The 15,195-nt window shown below is 52.5% G+C and carries 12 protein-coding genes; 7 read left to right on the top strand and 5 right to left on the bottom strand.

What is annotated here, in order from left to right; genetic code table 11:
* Positions 1 to 266: 266 nt before the first annotated feature.
* Entirely contained in the window at positions 267 to 1,163 is an 897-nt protein-coding gene (locus tag H6A34_RS10435; protein WP_205105464.1) for an NAD(P)-dependent oxidoreductase, read from the bottom strand.
* A 393-nt stretch (positions 1,164 to 1,556) separates the two neighbouring features.
* Positions 1,557 to 2,450 (bottom strand): helix-turn-helix domain-containing protein, encoded by an 894-nt coding sequence (locus H6A34_RS10430; protein WP_205105463.1) that lies wholly within the window; start codon positions 2,448 to 2,450, stop codon positions 1,557 to 1,559.
* Between the two features lie 278 nt (positions 2,451 to 2,728).
* Between H6A34_RS10430 and H6A34_RS15205 the strand changes: the two genes are divergently transcribed.
* The 7 genes from H6A34_RS15205 (at position 2,729) to H6A34_RS10395 (ending at position 12,343) form a co-directional block, all read left to right on the top strand.
* Positions 2,729 to 3,088, top strand: coding sequence for a TolC family protein (locus tag H6A34_RS15205; protein ID WP_205105462.1), 360 nt, complete (start codon positions 2,729 to 2,731; stop codon positions 3,086 to 3,088).
* Positions 3,055 to 4,038: a TolC family protein gene (locus H6A34_RS15200; RefSeq protein WP_205105461.1), complete on the top strand. Its 984-nt coding sequence runs from the start codon at positions 3,055 to 3,057 to the stop codon at positions 4,036 to 4,038. Before H6A34_RS15205 ends, H6A34_RS15200 begins: the two co-directional genes overlap by 34 nt.
* A 139-nt stretch (positions 4,039 to 4,177) precedes the next feature.
* Positions 4,178 to 5,215: an HlyD family secretion protein gene (locus tag H6A34_RS10415; protein ID WP_239480842.1), complete on the top strand. Its 1,038-nt coding sequence runs from the start codon at positions 4,178 to 4,180 to the stop codon at positions 5,213 to 5,215.
* Between the two features lie 162 nt (positions 5,216 to 5,377).
* On the top strand, positions 5,378 to 6,922 hold the full coding sequence (locus tag H6A34_RS10410; protein ID WP_239480841.1) for a hypothetical protein: 1,545 nt from the start codon (positions 5,378 to 5,380) through the stop codon (positions 6,920 to 6,922).
* A 558-nt stretch (positions 6,923 to 7,480) separates the two neighbouring features.
* Positions 7,481 to 10,633 (top strand): hypothetical protein, encoded by a 3,153-nt coding sequence (locus H6A34_RS10405; protein WP_205105460.1) that lies wholly within the window; start codon positions 7,481 to 7,483, stop codon positions 10,631 to 10,633.
* An 81-nt stretch (positions 10,634 to 10,714) separates the two neighbouring features.
* Positions 10,715 to 11,218 (top strand): hypothetical protein, encoded by a 504-nt coding sequence (locus H6A34_RS10400; protein WP_021949383.1) that lies wholly within the window; start codon positions 10,715 to 10,717, stop codon positions 11,216 to 11,218.
* 18 nt (positions 11,219 to 11,236) lie between these two features.
* A complete protein-coding gene (locus H6A34_RS10395; protein ID WP_205105459.1) occupies positions 11,237 to 12,343 on the top strand; it encodes an OmpA family protein in 1,107 nt (368 codons plus the stop codon).
* 397 nt (positions 12,344 to 12,740) lie between these two features.
* On the opposite strand, the gene H6A34_RS10390 is transcribed toward H6A34_RS10395, so the two are convergent.
* The 3 genes from H6A34_RS10390 to H6A34_RS10380 form a co-directional block, all read right to left on the bottom strand.
* Positions 12,741 to 13,757 carry a tyrosine-type recombinase/integrase gene (locus tag H6A34_RS10390; protein WP_205105458.1) on the bottom strand — a complete coding sequence of 339 codons (1,017 nt, stop codon included), beginning with the start codon at positions 13,755 to 13,757 and terminating at the stop codon, positions 12,741 to 12,743.
* Between the two features lie 212 nt (positions 13,758 to 13,969).
* Positions 13,970 to 14,416 (bottom strand): PepSY-like domain-containing protein, encoded by a 447-nt coding sequence (locus H6A34_RS10385; protein WP_239480840.1) that lies wholly within the window; start codon positions 14,414 to 14,416, stop codon positions 13,970 to 13,972.
* A gap of 145 nt (positions 14,417 to 14,561) precedes the next feature.
* Entirely contained in the window at positions 14,562 to 14,996 is a 435-nt protein-coding gene (locus H6A34_RS10380; protein WP_420870840.1) for a PepSY-like domain-containing protein, read from the bottom strand.
* Positions 14,997 to 15,195: the final 199 nt, after the last annotated feature.

The raw sequence follows: 15,195 nt of genomic DNA, 5'->3' as shown, positions 1-15,195 counted from the left end.
TGCCAAGGAAGACAAAACTGAATACTAAGTTCTTTTTTAGTAGACAAGGGACGAGTAACAAGCAGACAAGGAGATTTGCTTAGTTGGTTAACATCCAATTAATTAAGCAAATCTCCTTGTCTGCTCGTTGCTTGTCCCTTGTCTGCTAAGGGAAATCTCCTTGTCTGCTTGTTACTCGTCCCTTGTCTACTAAAACAAATCTCCTTGTCTGCTTGTCACTTGTCAACTCGTCTGCTAAAGTTTAGTCAACTTGTTGACTAAACGACTTATTTGTTGACTAAATACCCCTCGATATTTGCGCAAACCTTGTTGCCGAGGCGTACGTATGCCTGGCGGGTAAGCCCTGTCGATACGCCTATGCAGTGCATGTGAGGATGGTTGAGGAAGCGCTCTCCGCCAGCGGCACCTGTCGTGTCGCAGTAGCAATGGTTGTCGCCGTCGAGCCAGCGGGACATCGGCTCCTCGTCCCATGCAGGCGAGAGACCCGTGTTGAACAGCAGTTTGTGGCTGCCGAGGCGGTTAAATTCCTCGTCGTGCAGCAGCACGGTGTTACGGTTGAGGCAGCAGAACACAACGTCGCTCCACTCAAGCAGGTCGCCCAGCGGCGTGAAACTGTAGCCCTTCTCTTCGGCCCACGGCTTCGCGCTGCGTGCGAAGTATTTTACCTCGGCGCCGAGAAACGCCATCGCGTCGGCAATCATTCCGCCCGACTTACCCAGTCCTAACACTCCGACTTTAAGGCCTGTTATCTCGCTCGGGCTGCCCAGCCACGGCTCGCAACCAAACCCGTGCAGGCGGCGCACCAGTTCGCTTATAACGTATTCTATCACTCCCTCGTCGCCATAGTCACGTATTCCCGTCACTGTAATGCCGTTGCTCATTGCGTAGCGTATGTCTACGTTGGCGCTTTCGGGCGAGTAGAGCGAGCAGCACATGCCCACGTACCTCAGGTTGGGGCACTGCTCCATTATCTCGTCGGTCAGTCTTGAGGTGAAGCTCAGCAGTACGGCGTCGGCCTCGCCAATGCGCTCTACAATCTCGGCGGGACTTTTCGGTACGTCAGTGTACATCCTCACTTCGTCGGCGTATGTCTTCAGCCGTTCTTGCGCCTCTGGCAACATGTTGACCGGTTCGATAGCAACCAATAGTTTGAATTTCTCCATTTTGTCTTCGTGTTTAATATGTTCTTTTGATGAAAGGGTTATCTTTGTCGTCCTCGTCAGGGCTGCTTGCGGTGTGCAAAGTTAGTAGAAGTCGGTCAAATACTGAAATATAAGACGGTAAAAACTTCCTTTTACCGAAATTTTCCGCAGTATGTCGCCGTATGGTCATCATATTGTAACAAGTCCGCTATCGCCGTTTTTCAATCTCGGTTACGGCCTTCGGTACAGCCGTTTTCGGCGTGTCGCTAACTCGCTGATAATCAGAGGGGTTGCAAAAGGCGGTCTTTTGGTTTGCGAAAGACCGCCTTTTAGCGTGCGATTGATGGCCTTTTGGTTGGTAAAAAGCCACCTTTTGCGTTTTGCCAGATGTCATGCCGGGTGATAAATCGCCGTTTATTGTGCCGTGCCTTTGCTTCTGAGCTTTCTGAACTGCTGCGGAGTCATGCCCGTATGCTGCTTGAAGTAACGGCAGAAAAACGGCGTGTCGCTGAAGTTGAAGTCCCATGCCAGCTGCTTTATGCTGTGCTTGCCGTTTCTCAGTTGCAGCTTTATTTTCAGTATTACGTAGTTGTCTATTATCTCCTTGGTGGTGTGGCGGGTTATGCTTTTCACTATGTTGTTCAGGTATTTGGGCGTTATGTTCAGCGCGTCGGCGTAGAACGCCACGTCGTGCGCGCGCCGGCAGTCGGCCTCGAGCCTCTCCATGAACGAGTTGAACAGTTCGTTCATGCGCCTTGTGCCACGGTAGTCGGTAGCCGTTCCGTTCTCACGTATATAGTCGTAAAAGCCTAAGAAGAACGACTTTAGCTGGTACAGCACAATCATGTCCATGTTGGTCATGCCCCGACTGCCCATGTATATGCGCAACAAGTGGAATATTCCCTTGACAAGGCGGGTGACGAAACTGCTGTTCGTGCGGCACCTGTCCTGCCGCAGTTGCGAGTACACTGCCTGCTCTATCTGCATGCTTGCCTCGCGCAACATCGACTTGTCGTAACGCAAAACCTCCGCCTCAAAGTCTTCTGAGACGTCGTTAAGCATTACAACGTCGTTTGGAAACAGCGTGATGACGGTGTCCTTCTCAAGCCGCCAGTCCTTGAAGTCGATGGTCATTATGGCGCTGCCCGCCGTGCAGAGTATTATTGCTCCGTAGTCGATTACCTCCGCTTCGCCCCTCAGTGCGTCAAGTCTGCTTATGCCGAGCCGTGCCGTCTGGTAGGCCGATGTCTCCGTATTGCGTGCCGTTAGGTTGTCGGCGGCTGTGGTGCCGATGGTGTCTTTTTTCATTTGTAGCGGTGTTTTGATAGTCTGCCAGTTCTTTTTATGTGCAAAAATAAGCGTAAAATGTGCTTCGTTAAAAGGTTTTGTTCTTGAATATCCAATTATTAACGAATTTTATGCAATGCCGACATGTGACGAAAGCCGTACCTTTGCAGCCGGTTTCAGACGCACGGCCGTGCCGTCAGTTTTGGTCGGTTGGCCGTGCCGGAGCCTTAGGATGACACAATATCAGGGTGAATGACATTATATAATAAGGTAAAAAGAAACAAGTAAAGCTATAACAGATGAAACGAAAGATTATTTTTGCGTTTGCCTTCGCCACCCTGACGGCCCTTCCGTCGGCTGCCCAGACAAGCCGTGTGGTTACCGTTGAAAAACTGTTCGACCTTGTCGAGAGCGGCAGCAAGACGTTGCGGGAGCGCAAGACGGGCGTCGACGCAGCCTCGCATGCCGTTGCCGAGGCTAAGAGCCGCCGCCTGCCCGACATCGATGCGTCGCTGTCTGTGAGCTATAACGGCAACGTACTTATGACCGACCGTGACCTTGGCAACGCCTGCGGCTGTCGAGTCCGCACTTTGGTAACAGCTTTGCCCTTGAGGCACGCCAGGCTTTGTACACCGGCGGGGCGCTTTCGGCAGGAGTAGAGATGGCCGAACTGCGGCTCAGGCAGGCCGAGACCGACGTTGAGTTAAGCCGTTCGCAACAGCGCTTCATAGCTCTCGGACAGTATCTTGACCTCTTCAAGACCGACAACGGCATTAAGGTGTACCGTGACAACATAGCCCTGACCGAGCGGCTGATAGCCGACATCACGGTAAAACACGGTCAGGGCATGGCGCTTAAGAACGACATCACGCGCTACGAGCTGCAGATGGAGGAACTGAAGCTGGGCTTACGTCGGCTGGAAGACACTCGTGCTGTAATCAACCACCAGCTTTGCAACAGCCTCGGACTGTCTTCAGACACTCGGATTGTACCTGACTCGACCGTTGTAAGCCACGCCGCCGACGCCAAGACGGAGCAAGAGTGGCAGCAGATGGCTGCCGTATCGTCGCCTGTATTACGCAATTCAGGTCTTGGAGTACAGCTTGCCGAGCAGCAGTTGCGCATGGCCAAGAGCGACATGCGCCCCAAAGTGGAGCTATTCGCGACAGAAAACTTCAGCGGTCCGTTCATCTATGACATCCCGCCTATTGACAAAAACTTCAACATCTGGGCCGTAGGCATAGGCATAAGATACTCTCTTAGTTCGTTGTTCAAGAGCAACAAGGCCGTTCGCCGAGCGCGTGCCGAGGTGCAGCGGAGCCGTGACAGCCACGCCGTAACGGCCGAAACGCTCGACAACCAAATTCAGGAAGCATATACTCTTTACCGCCAGTCGTTTGTCGATTTGCGTACCAGAAAGAAGAGCGTAGAGCTGGCATCGCAGAACTATCGGGTGGTAAACGACCGCTATCTTGCCCAGCTTGCCATCGTCACCGACATGCTCGACGCCTCCAACGTAAAGCTCGACGCCGAACTGCAGGAGGTAAACGCACGGGCGAACACCGTCTTCGCGTATTACAAGATGAAGTATATCGCAGGGGAAATATAGGTTTTTAAGGAGGGAAGGAGTAAGGAGCGGAGGAGTAAGTAGAAATGACTTGCCGTCTGTTAGCCCTGTTGCGCCCCTGCATCTTGCCCGTTTTTCCTGCACGTTTTCTTAATTTTTAACTCTTAATTCTTAATTAAATATGGTGAATAACAAGAAACTTATAAAGAGGATTTACAACGTAGTAATCATTGTTTTGCTGCTGGCGCTGGTGGTTTATGCCCTCAGCAGACTGGTGCATTGGGGCAATGTGGAGTACACTGACGACGCTCAGGTACAGCGGCACATAACCCCTGTCAACACAAGAGTGCAGGGATTTATCAAGGAAATACGCTTCGAGGAGTACCAGCACGTCAAGAAAGGCGACACGCTTGTTATTATCGAGGACGCCGAATACCGCCTTCAGCTGGCGCAGGCTGAGGCCAATTATCGTGGCTCACGTTCCGGCTCGTCTGCCATAACGGCGGGAATGAACACCACGACGAGCAACGTGCGCGTGGCGTCGGCAGGCATAGAGGAGGCCCGTGTGAACATGGACAACGCTAAAAAGGACTTCGACCGTTATGCCGCATTGCTCGACCGGGACGCCGTTACGCGCCAACAGTATGACAACGCGAAGGCCCGTTACGAGGCGGCCCGCGCCCGTTATGAACAGGCAAAGGCCAGCCGCAAGTCGACGTCTCTTATCAAGACGGAGCAAGCCGAGCGCCTGAACCAGAACTCGGCGGGCGTAAGCGTGGCCGAGGCTGCCGTCAACCTGGCGCGCCTGAACCTGTCATATACGGTCATCGTGGCCACGTGTGACGGTGTGATGGGCCGTAAGGATATCCACGTTGGACAGCTTGTGCAGCCCGGACAAATGCTCGCCCGCATAGTAGACGACGGCCAGGTGTGGGTCATAGCGAACTATCGTGAGACTCAACTGAAGCACATCGCCGTTGGCAGCGACGTCGAGTTTACCGCCGATGCACTACCCGGAATAACATACAAAGGCAAGGTTGAGTCGCTCAGTCCGGCTACGGGCTCGGCCTATTCCATGGTCGCCGCCGACAACGCCACGGGCAACTTCGTCAAGGTAGAGCAGCGTGTGCCTGTGCGTATCGCCATCATCGGCAACAAGCCAGAGGATGTGGCGAAGCTCAAAGCCGGCCTTAACGTTGAGACGGAAGTGAATTATTGAGTTAAGAGTTAAGAATTAAGAGTTAAGAAAATATGCTTTTCTTATAATTATATAATAAGTCCAATGAGCCTGATAAGCCTAATAGGAAGAATAAGAAAAGCATATTTTCTTAACTCTTAACTCTTCATTCTTAATTAACCCAAACACTAAAAAGAGAAAGAAATGCCTCCTATTCCTAACGGACCATTCGCCATGCCGATGTTCAACGGCTTCGTGCCGCGGTGCGTACGGCCGTGGATATATCTGTTTATCGCGTTCGCCTTCCAGCTGTCGGGCGGCATGTATGCCGGCGCAATGCCGCATATCATGGGCGATACGTGCCTTATGCGTGAAGACGTACTTATGATTGTGATGTGCGGAGTGGTAGGGGTCAACATGCCGTTCCCGTTCCTTTTCCGCTTCAAGTTCCGCTTTACCAACCGCAGCCTGCTGCTGGCGTCGGCGCTTGTAGTGGCCGTCTGCAACGTGCTTTGCCTCTATACCGAGTCGCTGCCGCTGCTGTGCGCGCTGTCATATGTGGCCGGATTCTTTAAGCTTTGCGGCACTTTCGAGTGCATGTCGAACATTCAGCTGTGGATGACGGCCAAGCGTGACTTCACGATTTTCTTCCCTTTGCTTTACTGCGTTGTCCTTGGCAACATGAGTTTGTCGCCGTGGATGACCGAGGAGCTTACCTACGTGTTCCAGAGCTGGCACGCCATGCACTGGTTCATGGCCGCGCTCATGTTTCTTGTGGCGCTTATTGTCTATGCGTTTACGCACGACTTCCGCTTCATGAAGCCCCTGCCGCTCGTCAGTCTTGACTGGCTCGGCTGCGCGCTTTGGTCGTCGGTGATGGTTGAGATAATATTCCTTTTCAACTACGGCGAGTTCTACAACTGGTGGGACGGCCGCCCGTTCCGCGTCGTGGCGCTGTCGTTGCCCGTCACGTTGTACTTCACCATACAACGCATGCGCCACATACGCCATCCCTACATCGCCCCTGAGGCGTGGCGGTACAAGCGGCTCGTGCCCCTGCTGGCACTCTTCGCGCTGGTTGAGCTGGTAGGAGCTACGCCCAAGGTTGTGCAGAATACGTTTACGTCGGGCGTGCTCCGTTTCGGCTGGACTGACACGACAGAGCTTAATCTCGTGGAGTGGGCGGGCGTAATAATGGGCTGCCTGTTCGTCATGTTGTGGGTAAAGGTGCTCCGCCAGAAGTTCACCCGACTGCTCACCGTAGGCATGGCGGCGCTGCTTGGCTACGAGGTGATGATGTATTTCATCATCGTGCCCGGTCTTAACGTCGAGGCGTTATACCTGCCCGTGTGGTGCCGCGCCTTCGGCAACGCCATCTTCTTCACCGCGCTTACCATCTATCTGGAGGAGCTTATGCCGTTCCAGCACTTCTTCATGGGGCTTACCATGGTGGGACTTATCCGCAACGGAGTGGTCGGCACGGTATGTTCGGGCCTGTTCAGCTTCGGCCTTCGCCATCAGGTAGCCGACAACATGGCGCGCGGGGTGGGACATGACGGCATGCAGGCGCTCATGGTCAGCCTCAAGCAAATCAGCGGATGGGCCTGCATTGTGTGCCTTGCCGTGTTCATGGTGTTCCTGCTTTGGGACATACAACCCGTGCGCAGCACGCTCAAGCGCATGCCGTATTGGACAGCCGTAGGCCGTCTTTTCCGTCGGCGCATGAGGGCTGAAGGCGTGGCTACATAGCCTTTTTTCAAGGCGGCTTGTCCGCCTCCGCTAACATGTTGACAGTCAGTAGGTTTGTAAAAGGCCGTCTTTCGCAACGCGAAAGACGGCCTTTTGGCATGCTAAAGATGGCCTTTTGGAAGCTAAAAGACCGCCTCCTGCGAATCGATAGGTATTGGTGTAGATGACGTATTGCGGCCAAATGACAACGCAAAGGCCTCAAACATGGTTATGCTTCATGCCGTAAGCACAGTTGCGCGACATCGTAACGCACCGTAAACGTACTAATATAATAAGGTATATAAGGGCTTTTTAACAAAAAACATATCCACCTTTGTTTAGAAGGTGGATATGTTTTCGCTGCAAAAATACGGATAAAAATCCAATTACACAAGGGATTGCACAAGTTTTTTGCAAAAAAATTAAAATGTGTAAAACCAGTGCCTTTGTGCATGAAAACCCTTATAAACAGGGCTTTTTATTGTTAAAACATATCCACCTTCTAAACAAAGAGGGATAATTGCGCCAAAATACAAAAAATGAACTGTATAGTATGTTTAATTTAAATCAATTAGTCAAATGAAAAGAAAGTTTTTTAGTGCATTGCTCCTGATGACACTTTCGGTGGCATCGGTGGGCATGTTCGTTTCTTGTAAGGACTATGATGACGACATCAACGGCGTACGCGATGACGTCACCAACTTACGGAGCGAATTAACTGGAACCTTGACCGAGTTGCAAAACGAGCTCGATCAGGTAACGACTGACCTTGACGGACGTATTGCTGCGGCAATAGAAGGCAAGGCAGACCAAAGCTACGTTGACGAGCTTAACGCTCAGCGTATCGCTGCCGAAAACCGTATTCAAGAGCAGATTGATGCAATAAACGATGCCTTGGCAAATCTTGACGCCGGTGAAATCCAGGAAGCTATGGAGACACTGGCTGCTGTTACCGGTCGTGTAGAGGGTGTTGAGAACAGGATTGGAGTCGTTGAGAAAAGCCTTCAGATACAGCAGGCTGCCCTCCAGGGCTTCCTTGAGGATATCCAGAACGCCGGTTTCGAGAACGCAGAGGAACTGATCGCCGCCGTGACCAACGCCCAGAGCGCAATCTCGGCGATACAGGATAAGCTCGATACAACCTCTGACGACGTCGAGACCTTGAAGGGCTTGATGGGCGATGCGGAAGACGCTTTGGCAAGGCTTAACAGCACTGTAAAGGGACTTCAGAGCCAAATCGACGCCTTGAGGGCTTATGTCGACAGGATATTGTCAAGCCTTGTTTTCGCTCCTGACTTCTACTATGGTGGTATAGAGGCAATGGAGGCTACGACAATCAACTATACTCCGGTATTATTGAAGAACGACAGCCCGGCCGACAAACCGCTGGCAACAGGTGAGACTTGGACCAGTGCATCGGCTGCGGCAAGCCTTACTCCGGATGTTGTGGCAAGCTATCACATGAATCCTTCTTACTTCGACGTTAACAAGATACAGTCGATGAGCGTTGTTTCCGGCGATAAGGAGTACATCCAGTTGGGCGATACACGTGCGGCAGAGAGCAATCCTACCGTTGTAGACAAGAGCTGGCTTAACTCTAAAGACGGCATGCTCAATGTAACTCTTAACCTTGACGCAAGCAAGATTAAGGACGATAAGGAGCATGTTACCGTGCTTGCTGTACAGGCTCACTTCAACGATAAGGACGGCAAGGACACAACAGTAACCTCTGACTATGCTGCTGTTGCCAAGTCGACCATTACCAATGTCAAGATTGCCGACGCAAAGAAAGACGGCAATACTTCATGTACGGCTAACAACCTGTTCCACATATATACCACCGCTCAGCAGGCTATCAGTAACAACTATACCCACGAGCTCGTCTACAACGACGCTGACGGAGAAGACCTTATGGAGATTGTAAGGGCTCACTTCGTACGTAACAATGCTGCAAGCGAGCAGGAAATGGATGACGTGTCGAAGTACGGCATGAAGTGGGAGTTCGCCGAGTCACACTATACAGCCGGTGACAACAAGACCTCTGAGAGTGCTCACATCTATCTGAAGGGCAACCGCGTGATAGCATGTACCGTTGACGCTAACGGCAAACCGCAGCCCGGCAACCAGGATAGGTCCACACTTGAGCGCCGTCCTATGGTTCGCGTAACTCTTGTTGACACAACCAAGACTACCAACAACATCGTAGCTGTAGGTTTCATCAAGTTCCGCATTACCGAGAAAGAGGCTGAACCTGCCGACGCAATCAATATCGACTTCAACGGTGACGGCTATGACCTGAGCTGCACTGACTACAACTTCACACAGACTTGGGCACAGGTTGAGGCACAGGTACTCAGCAAGCTGAACATGTCTAAGGAAGAGTTCGAGCAGAACTATACTGTAGAGAAGATTTCAGGCTCACAGACTAATTGTCAGCTTTATGCTCACGACGCTCAGGGTAAGCCCGTTCAGTCTACCGAGTACGGAACAATTACCGAGAAGGTTGATGACCAGAATCACGAGACTACCGTCCTTTCATGGGATATCACGGCAGCTGAAATCTATGCAGCAGTATGGGATGCAGCCAAGGGCGAGTATAAGTCTGGCGTTAATCTCGAGACTGGTGTTAAGTTTGTTCCTACCAACAAGCTGAATCCTGAAGTATATGTTTGGTTCCACACAGGCGTAATCACTACTCCGACTGCTTCTTTGAGCAACGAAGACAAGATTAAGGAGAACTGGGCTGCAATCAACGGACAGATGGGCTCAGGCTATGCCGAGATACACAACAACGTAGAGGTTGTAGGCCAGCCGAACGCAGATGACGAGTTCAGCCAGGACATTCTCGCTACCTTCGTTGGCAATGACATCACTTTGTCTGTAACCGGAAGCAATGCGTTCAAGACAGGTCTTGACTATACATTCAGGTTCATCATCAGCGACGCTTACGCTACACAGACCGGCCAGTCAGGCACCAAGTACACGATGACTATATCTAATGACGGCCAGACTCTTTACGCTAACTACAATGGAAGACGTGAGGCTGTTGCAAAGCTGGGTGTTGAATTCGACGATGTAACGTCAAAGCAAGGTATCAATAGCGTTGTACAGTACCAGAAGTTGCAAGGAGTAGATAATACACCGGGCTTCGCTGAAGACCTCTTGAACGCTGTTTCACACACAGATATCGCTAAGACTGTTACCGCAACAGTTGGTATTTATGCAATAAACGGCTGTGACATGGAGTTGCCGATAGCTAACAACACGTTCGATATCAAGTTCCTCCGTCCGCTCGACGTAACCGGCGCTGACGCCGTAACGTTCACTGACGCTGTTACTGGTGGTAACAAGAAGGATATGGACGAGCTTGTTGACTTCCTCGACTGGCGTGACTTGTGGGAGAGCCCGACATGGGTTGACTATTACGGTGTAACCGCAATTGCGGCTGACGTTGACGGTATTACAACAACCCTCAACGGCGGAACTCTCGGCCAGACACTGCTCAGCGACGTAACGGACGCAGTTTCATTCGAGTACAAACCGACAGGAGCTACATCTAATTACGGTGGCAAGGACTTCGGTTACCTGTACTACGGTAACAACGGTTCGGTAACCGCAACGTTCCAGATCCGCGTTCCGCTCACGATCACTTACGATTGGGGCAAGATTACGACGGCATACGTTGACATCACAGTACAGCCTACACAGGCTAACCGTGCTGCCCGCCGCTAATATCGCTAATCAAGAAAGAGGAGGTACGTCGTTACGGCGTACCTCTTTTTAACGTTACAATCACTCTATAATTAGCTAACTATGCGTTTGTTGCATTACTCTTGTCTCGCTTTGGTTCTTGCCGTATGCCTTGCCGGATGCTCCGGAAAGGAGAAGAAGACAGAGGACCATTCAAGGCGGCCTATGATGACTTTGGAGCAGAGGGACACCGCTCAGGTGTTCGAGCTGACAAAGAGTTTCCTTGAGTCGCTTAAGGCCAATGACATCGACAAGGCCGTGTCTATGCTTTATTTCCTCGACGCCGACAGGCAGGTTGTACCTTTGCCAGACTCTCTCGTGGAGCGTCAGAAGGTGGTGTTCAGGACGTTTCCCGTGCTGAACTACAAGATCGAGAGCATTATCTTCAATACCGAGACGGACAGCCAGGTAAAGTACACAGTCGAGTTTTTCGAGAAGAAGCCGGGCGATCCGAGACCCAACACTACGTCGTTCTTCATCAAGCCCATGCGGGTGAAGGGTCAATGGTATCTCACAATGTACGACTCTAATACGAATAATGGCGGACAAAGCGGGATAAAGAACTGAATTTAAATATTTGAGGACATGAAGAAAATCAAGGTTTTATTGGTTGCGCTGCTTGCCACAGCCACTTTGGGGGCTACGGCGCAGACGGCTCCTGACGGCAGCGAGTTTAACGGTCATTGGTTTGTAAGCGCCCACGGCGGTATGCAGTACACGCTTGGCGAGGCCTCGTTCGGCGACTTGCTGTCGCCTACGGTGCAGGTTGCGGGCGGTTACCAGTTCACTCCGTGGCTGGCTGCGCGCCTTTCCGTCGGCTCTTGGCAGAGCAAGGGCGGCTTTAACGGGTACATGTTGAACGGCGTAGCTACCAACACTACCTATAAATATAATTACGTGGCACCGGCTGTCGACGTGATGTTCAACCTGTCGAACGCCATCTTCGGGTATAATCCCGACCGTGTGTTCAATGTCAGCGCCTTTGTTGGAGGAGGGGCGAATGTCGGTTTCGGCAACGGCGAGGCCAACGACCTGGCTGCAGCTGGTTACGACATGCGCTACAACTGGACAGGCACGAAGGTGCGTGCGGTAGGCCGTGGCGGACTGGACCTTGACTTCCGTGTGAGCGAGCGCGTAAGCCTCGGCATAGAGGGTAGCGCCAACGTGCTGACAGACCATTACAACTCGAAGAAGGCGGGCAATGCCGACTGGTACTTCAACGTAATGGCCGGCATTACGATTCGCCTGGGCAAGACGCGTAAGCCGGCGCCCGAGCCTGTCGAGCCGGTGGCCGTTCCGGCACCGGTAGTGGAGCAGAAGCCCGAGCCAAGGCCTGAGCCAAAACCCGAGCCGAAGCCAGTGGATAAGGGTATGCGCCGCGACGTGTTCTTCAAAATCAACTCGAGCGAAGTAACTGATGCCGAGATGGCCAAGATTAAGGAACTGGCTCTATATTTAAACAATCATAACGATGCAGTTGTGGAGATTACCGGTTATGCCGACGCAGGCACAGGTACACCGTCGATTAACGAACGCCTGTCGGCCAAGAGGGCCGAAGCCGTGAAACGGATTCTTGTCGGCGACTGTGGCATTGACGTCTCGCGCGTGCGTGTATCGCACAAGGGCGACACCGTGCAGCCGTTTGCCGAGAACGACATGAACCGTGTATCCATCTGCATTATATCCAATTAGTCGATTGCAGGTAGGAGAAGACGGCTTAGCCAGGGCTTGCGAAAGTCCGTTGTCTTCTCCTTTCCCTCTGGCCGCGGCGTTATCGCTGCGGTTACCGGCTGGCAACGAGCCGCAGGGGGAATGTAGCGCATTACCGGCCGTGAGGCCCGTGTGCGCGGAAAATAACTTCTTTATCATGGCGCGGAAGGCATGTTGTCTTCCGCGCCTTTTTTGTCACGCCGCCTGCCGTATGGCGGCCGCCGGATAACGTGCTGATAGTCAGCGGGTTCATGAAAAGCCGTATTTCGCGTTGCGAAAGACGGCCTTTTGGCGTCTGGAAGATGGCCTTTTAGAAGGTAAAAGGCGGCCTTTTAGCGTGAGGTTGACGGCCTATCGTAATCCATAAGGCTGCCGTGCGTCAGTAGCAGGAGTTCATGTTTGTCAGCAGCATGCGGTTCGCCCGGTCGATTACGGCAGGATCGATGGCCTTGAGGTATATCTTAGTGGTCTTGACGGAGGTGTGGCCCAACGCCTCGCTGATGACGCCGATGGGCACGCCCATGTCCTTCGCCAGGCTTGCCCATGAGTGGCGGGCCACGTACATGGTGAGTTTCGTGCTGAGGTGCAGGCGTGCGCCAATCTTTGCCAGCTGGCTGTTGATATAGCGCTGGCGGTTTTTGTACTGCCTGCGCAGGTCAGCAGTGGGGTCGGATATTATCGGCAGCAGGAATGAGCTGTCGCCCGTGGGATAGGAGTCGACGATGTCCTGCATGCACTGCTCCCACTTTACGGCGAGCGGCTGGCCCGTCTTCTTCCTGCGGTAGGTCAGCACACCGTTCCTGAGGTCGCTTTTCTTCAGGTACGCCATGTCGACGAACGGCATGCCGCGGGTGTACAGGCTGAACATGAACATGTCGCGCGCCAGCGCCATCTGCCTTGTCCTTACGTACATCCGGCTGATCTGCCGTATCTGCCGCAGCGGTATGGCCCGCTTCGGCGTGGTGCCTACTGTGGTGCATGAGTTCTTGAACGGCTCGCGGTCGGTCGTGGCTCCATCCCTTACGGCCTTGTTGTACATGGCCTTCAACGTGCTCATGTAGAACGACACGGTTGTACGCTTGAGGCCCTGTCGGCGCAGTGCGTCTTCGAATCGGGCCATGAGCGCCGTGTCGAGTTGGCTGAACCTGATAGAAGTATTGCCGCGGCAGAACTTCCTCAGCGCTGCCGTGGCGCACCTGTAGTTGTCGGCCGTGCCGTGCCTACCGTCGCGCTCCAGCCTGCGTGCCAGGCCGTACATGTAGGCGAATACCCGTGGGTTGCGCTCGGCGGCCGGCCTTTTGGTGTTAGCGGTGCCGTTGCCGTCAATCTCGATGACGATTCCCTCAAGGTCGTTGGGTATCATTTCAGGAGTAATCTTGATTTTGATAGTAGTCATTTCTCTTATATGATGATATTATAGGTTATGGATGTATAAAGTAAAAAGGCACTTCCCCAACCGGCAAAGTGCCTTCGCGTCCCGTCAGTAAGGCGCGGGTGCGCAAAAGAAAAGAGGGACTGCCCTCCGGCATGCATCAGCCGGACGTGGCAGTCCCTCTCGTTGTCAAATCATTAAGTTTATGTATATTGCCGGCGCGGCGGTTTCCGCGCTCATTCTATGTCGATGACCTCGTACCTTTGGTTGAACGTCACCTCGATGTGGTTAGACAGTGTCACCTCCGTCTCGCCGTCGTCCTTCTCAATCTCGAGAATCTTGCATTCGGGGTAGTTCGCCCTTATGTATCGGGTTATCTGCGGCGGTATGAGCGTAGCGGGCACGGCCGTGCGCTTGCATTTTATCTCCGTCCAGCGCCCATGCCCGTCAAACTCAATCTTCTCGCCGTTGGTGAAGATTACGCTGTAAGTCTTGCTGAACAGCTCGGTCTCCATCTTGGCCAGGGCTATCTTGCGCCCGGCGAAGTGGGCGCTGATGGTCTGGCGGGCAGCCGCGGGCAACTGCCCTTCGCTTATGGCCTTCTCACCTCCGGTGACGGGGGCGGCCTTAAGCGGCACGGCAAGCGCCAGCATGGTTATTATGGCGGTAATGATACGGTACATATAGTTTGGTGTTATCGTTATGTATGGCGTTTTCTGCTTGTCGGCATTGCAGCCGGACACAGCGCGCCCCGGCAGCTTATCCGTTGCAAGCAGGCCGGGCCGTAGCCCTGCCTGCCCGTTGCATGACCTTCAGGCAGTAGGCGCATCAGTCGATGTCGACTACCTGGAAGTTCTTGTTGAAGGTTATCTCCAGCCTGTTGGACAGTTTCACCTCATATTGGTTGTCGTCTTTCTCTATCTGGAGAATTTTCGTTCCGGGATAGGTTGACTTAACGTACTGAGATATTTTTGCGGGTACAAGGCCTGCGGGTACGGAAGACGACTTGCAGTCTATCTCTGTCCAGTTGCCTCGGCGGTCGAACTCCACCTTCTCACCGTTGTTGAACACTACGTCGTAAGCCTTGTCGAACAGGCCTGTCTCCTGCTTTGCCAGTGCCACCTTTTTTGATGGGAAATATTTTTTGAGCACTTGCTGTGCCGTTGCGGGCAGTTGAGTTACGTTGATGGGCTTGTCGTTATCGGCTACAGCGTTGAGTTGGAATGCTACCAGGCAAACTAATGCCACTACTGCGGTTTGGATGATTCGTTTCATAATCTTTCGTTTTTTAGGGTTATTGTTCATGTTATCTGTTTTTTCTGTTGCAAAGATTATGAACTTTTCTGAAATGAATCTGAAATCCAGGAAAGAAGTCGGCTGTTTAACAAAATTTAAAGGTGAGAAAGTGAGAAGGTGAGGAGGTGAGAAGCGCGTTCAGCGGATATAATAATTTATCCTTTCC

This window comes from Marseilla massiliensis (genome assembly GCF_016899855.1).
GTDB lineage: Bacteria > Bacteroidota > Bacteroidia > Bacteroidales > Bacteroidaceae > Prevotella.
This window is presented reverse-complemented; position numbering and strand designations above follow the sequence as displayed.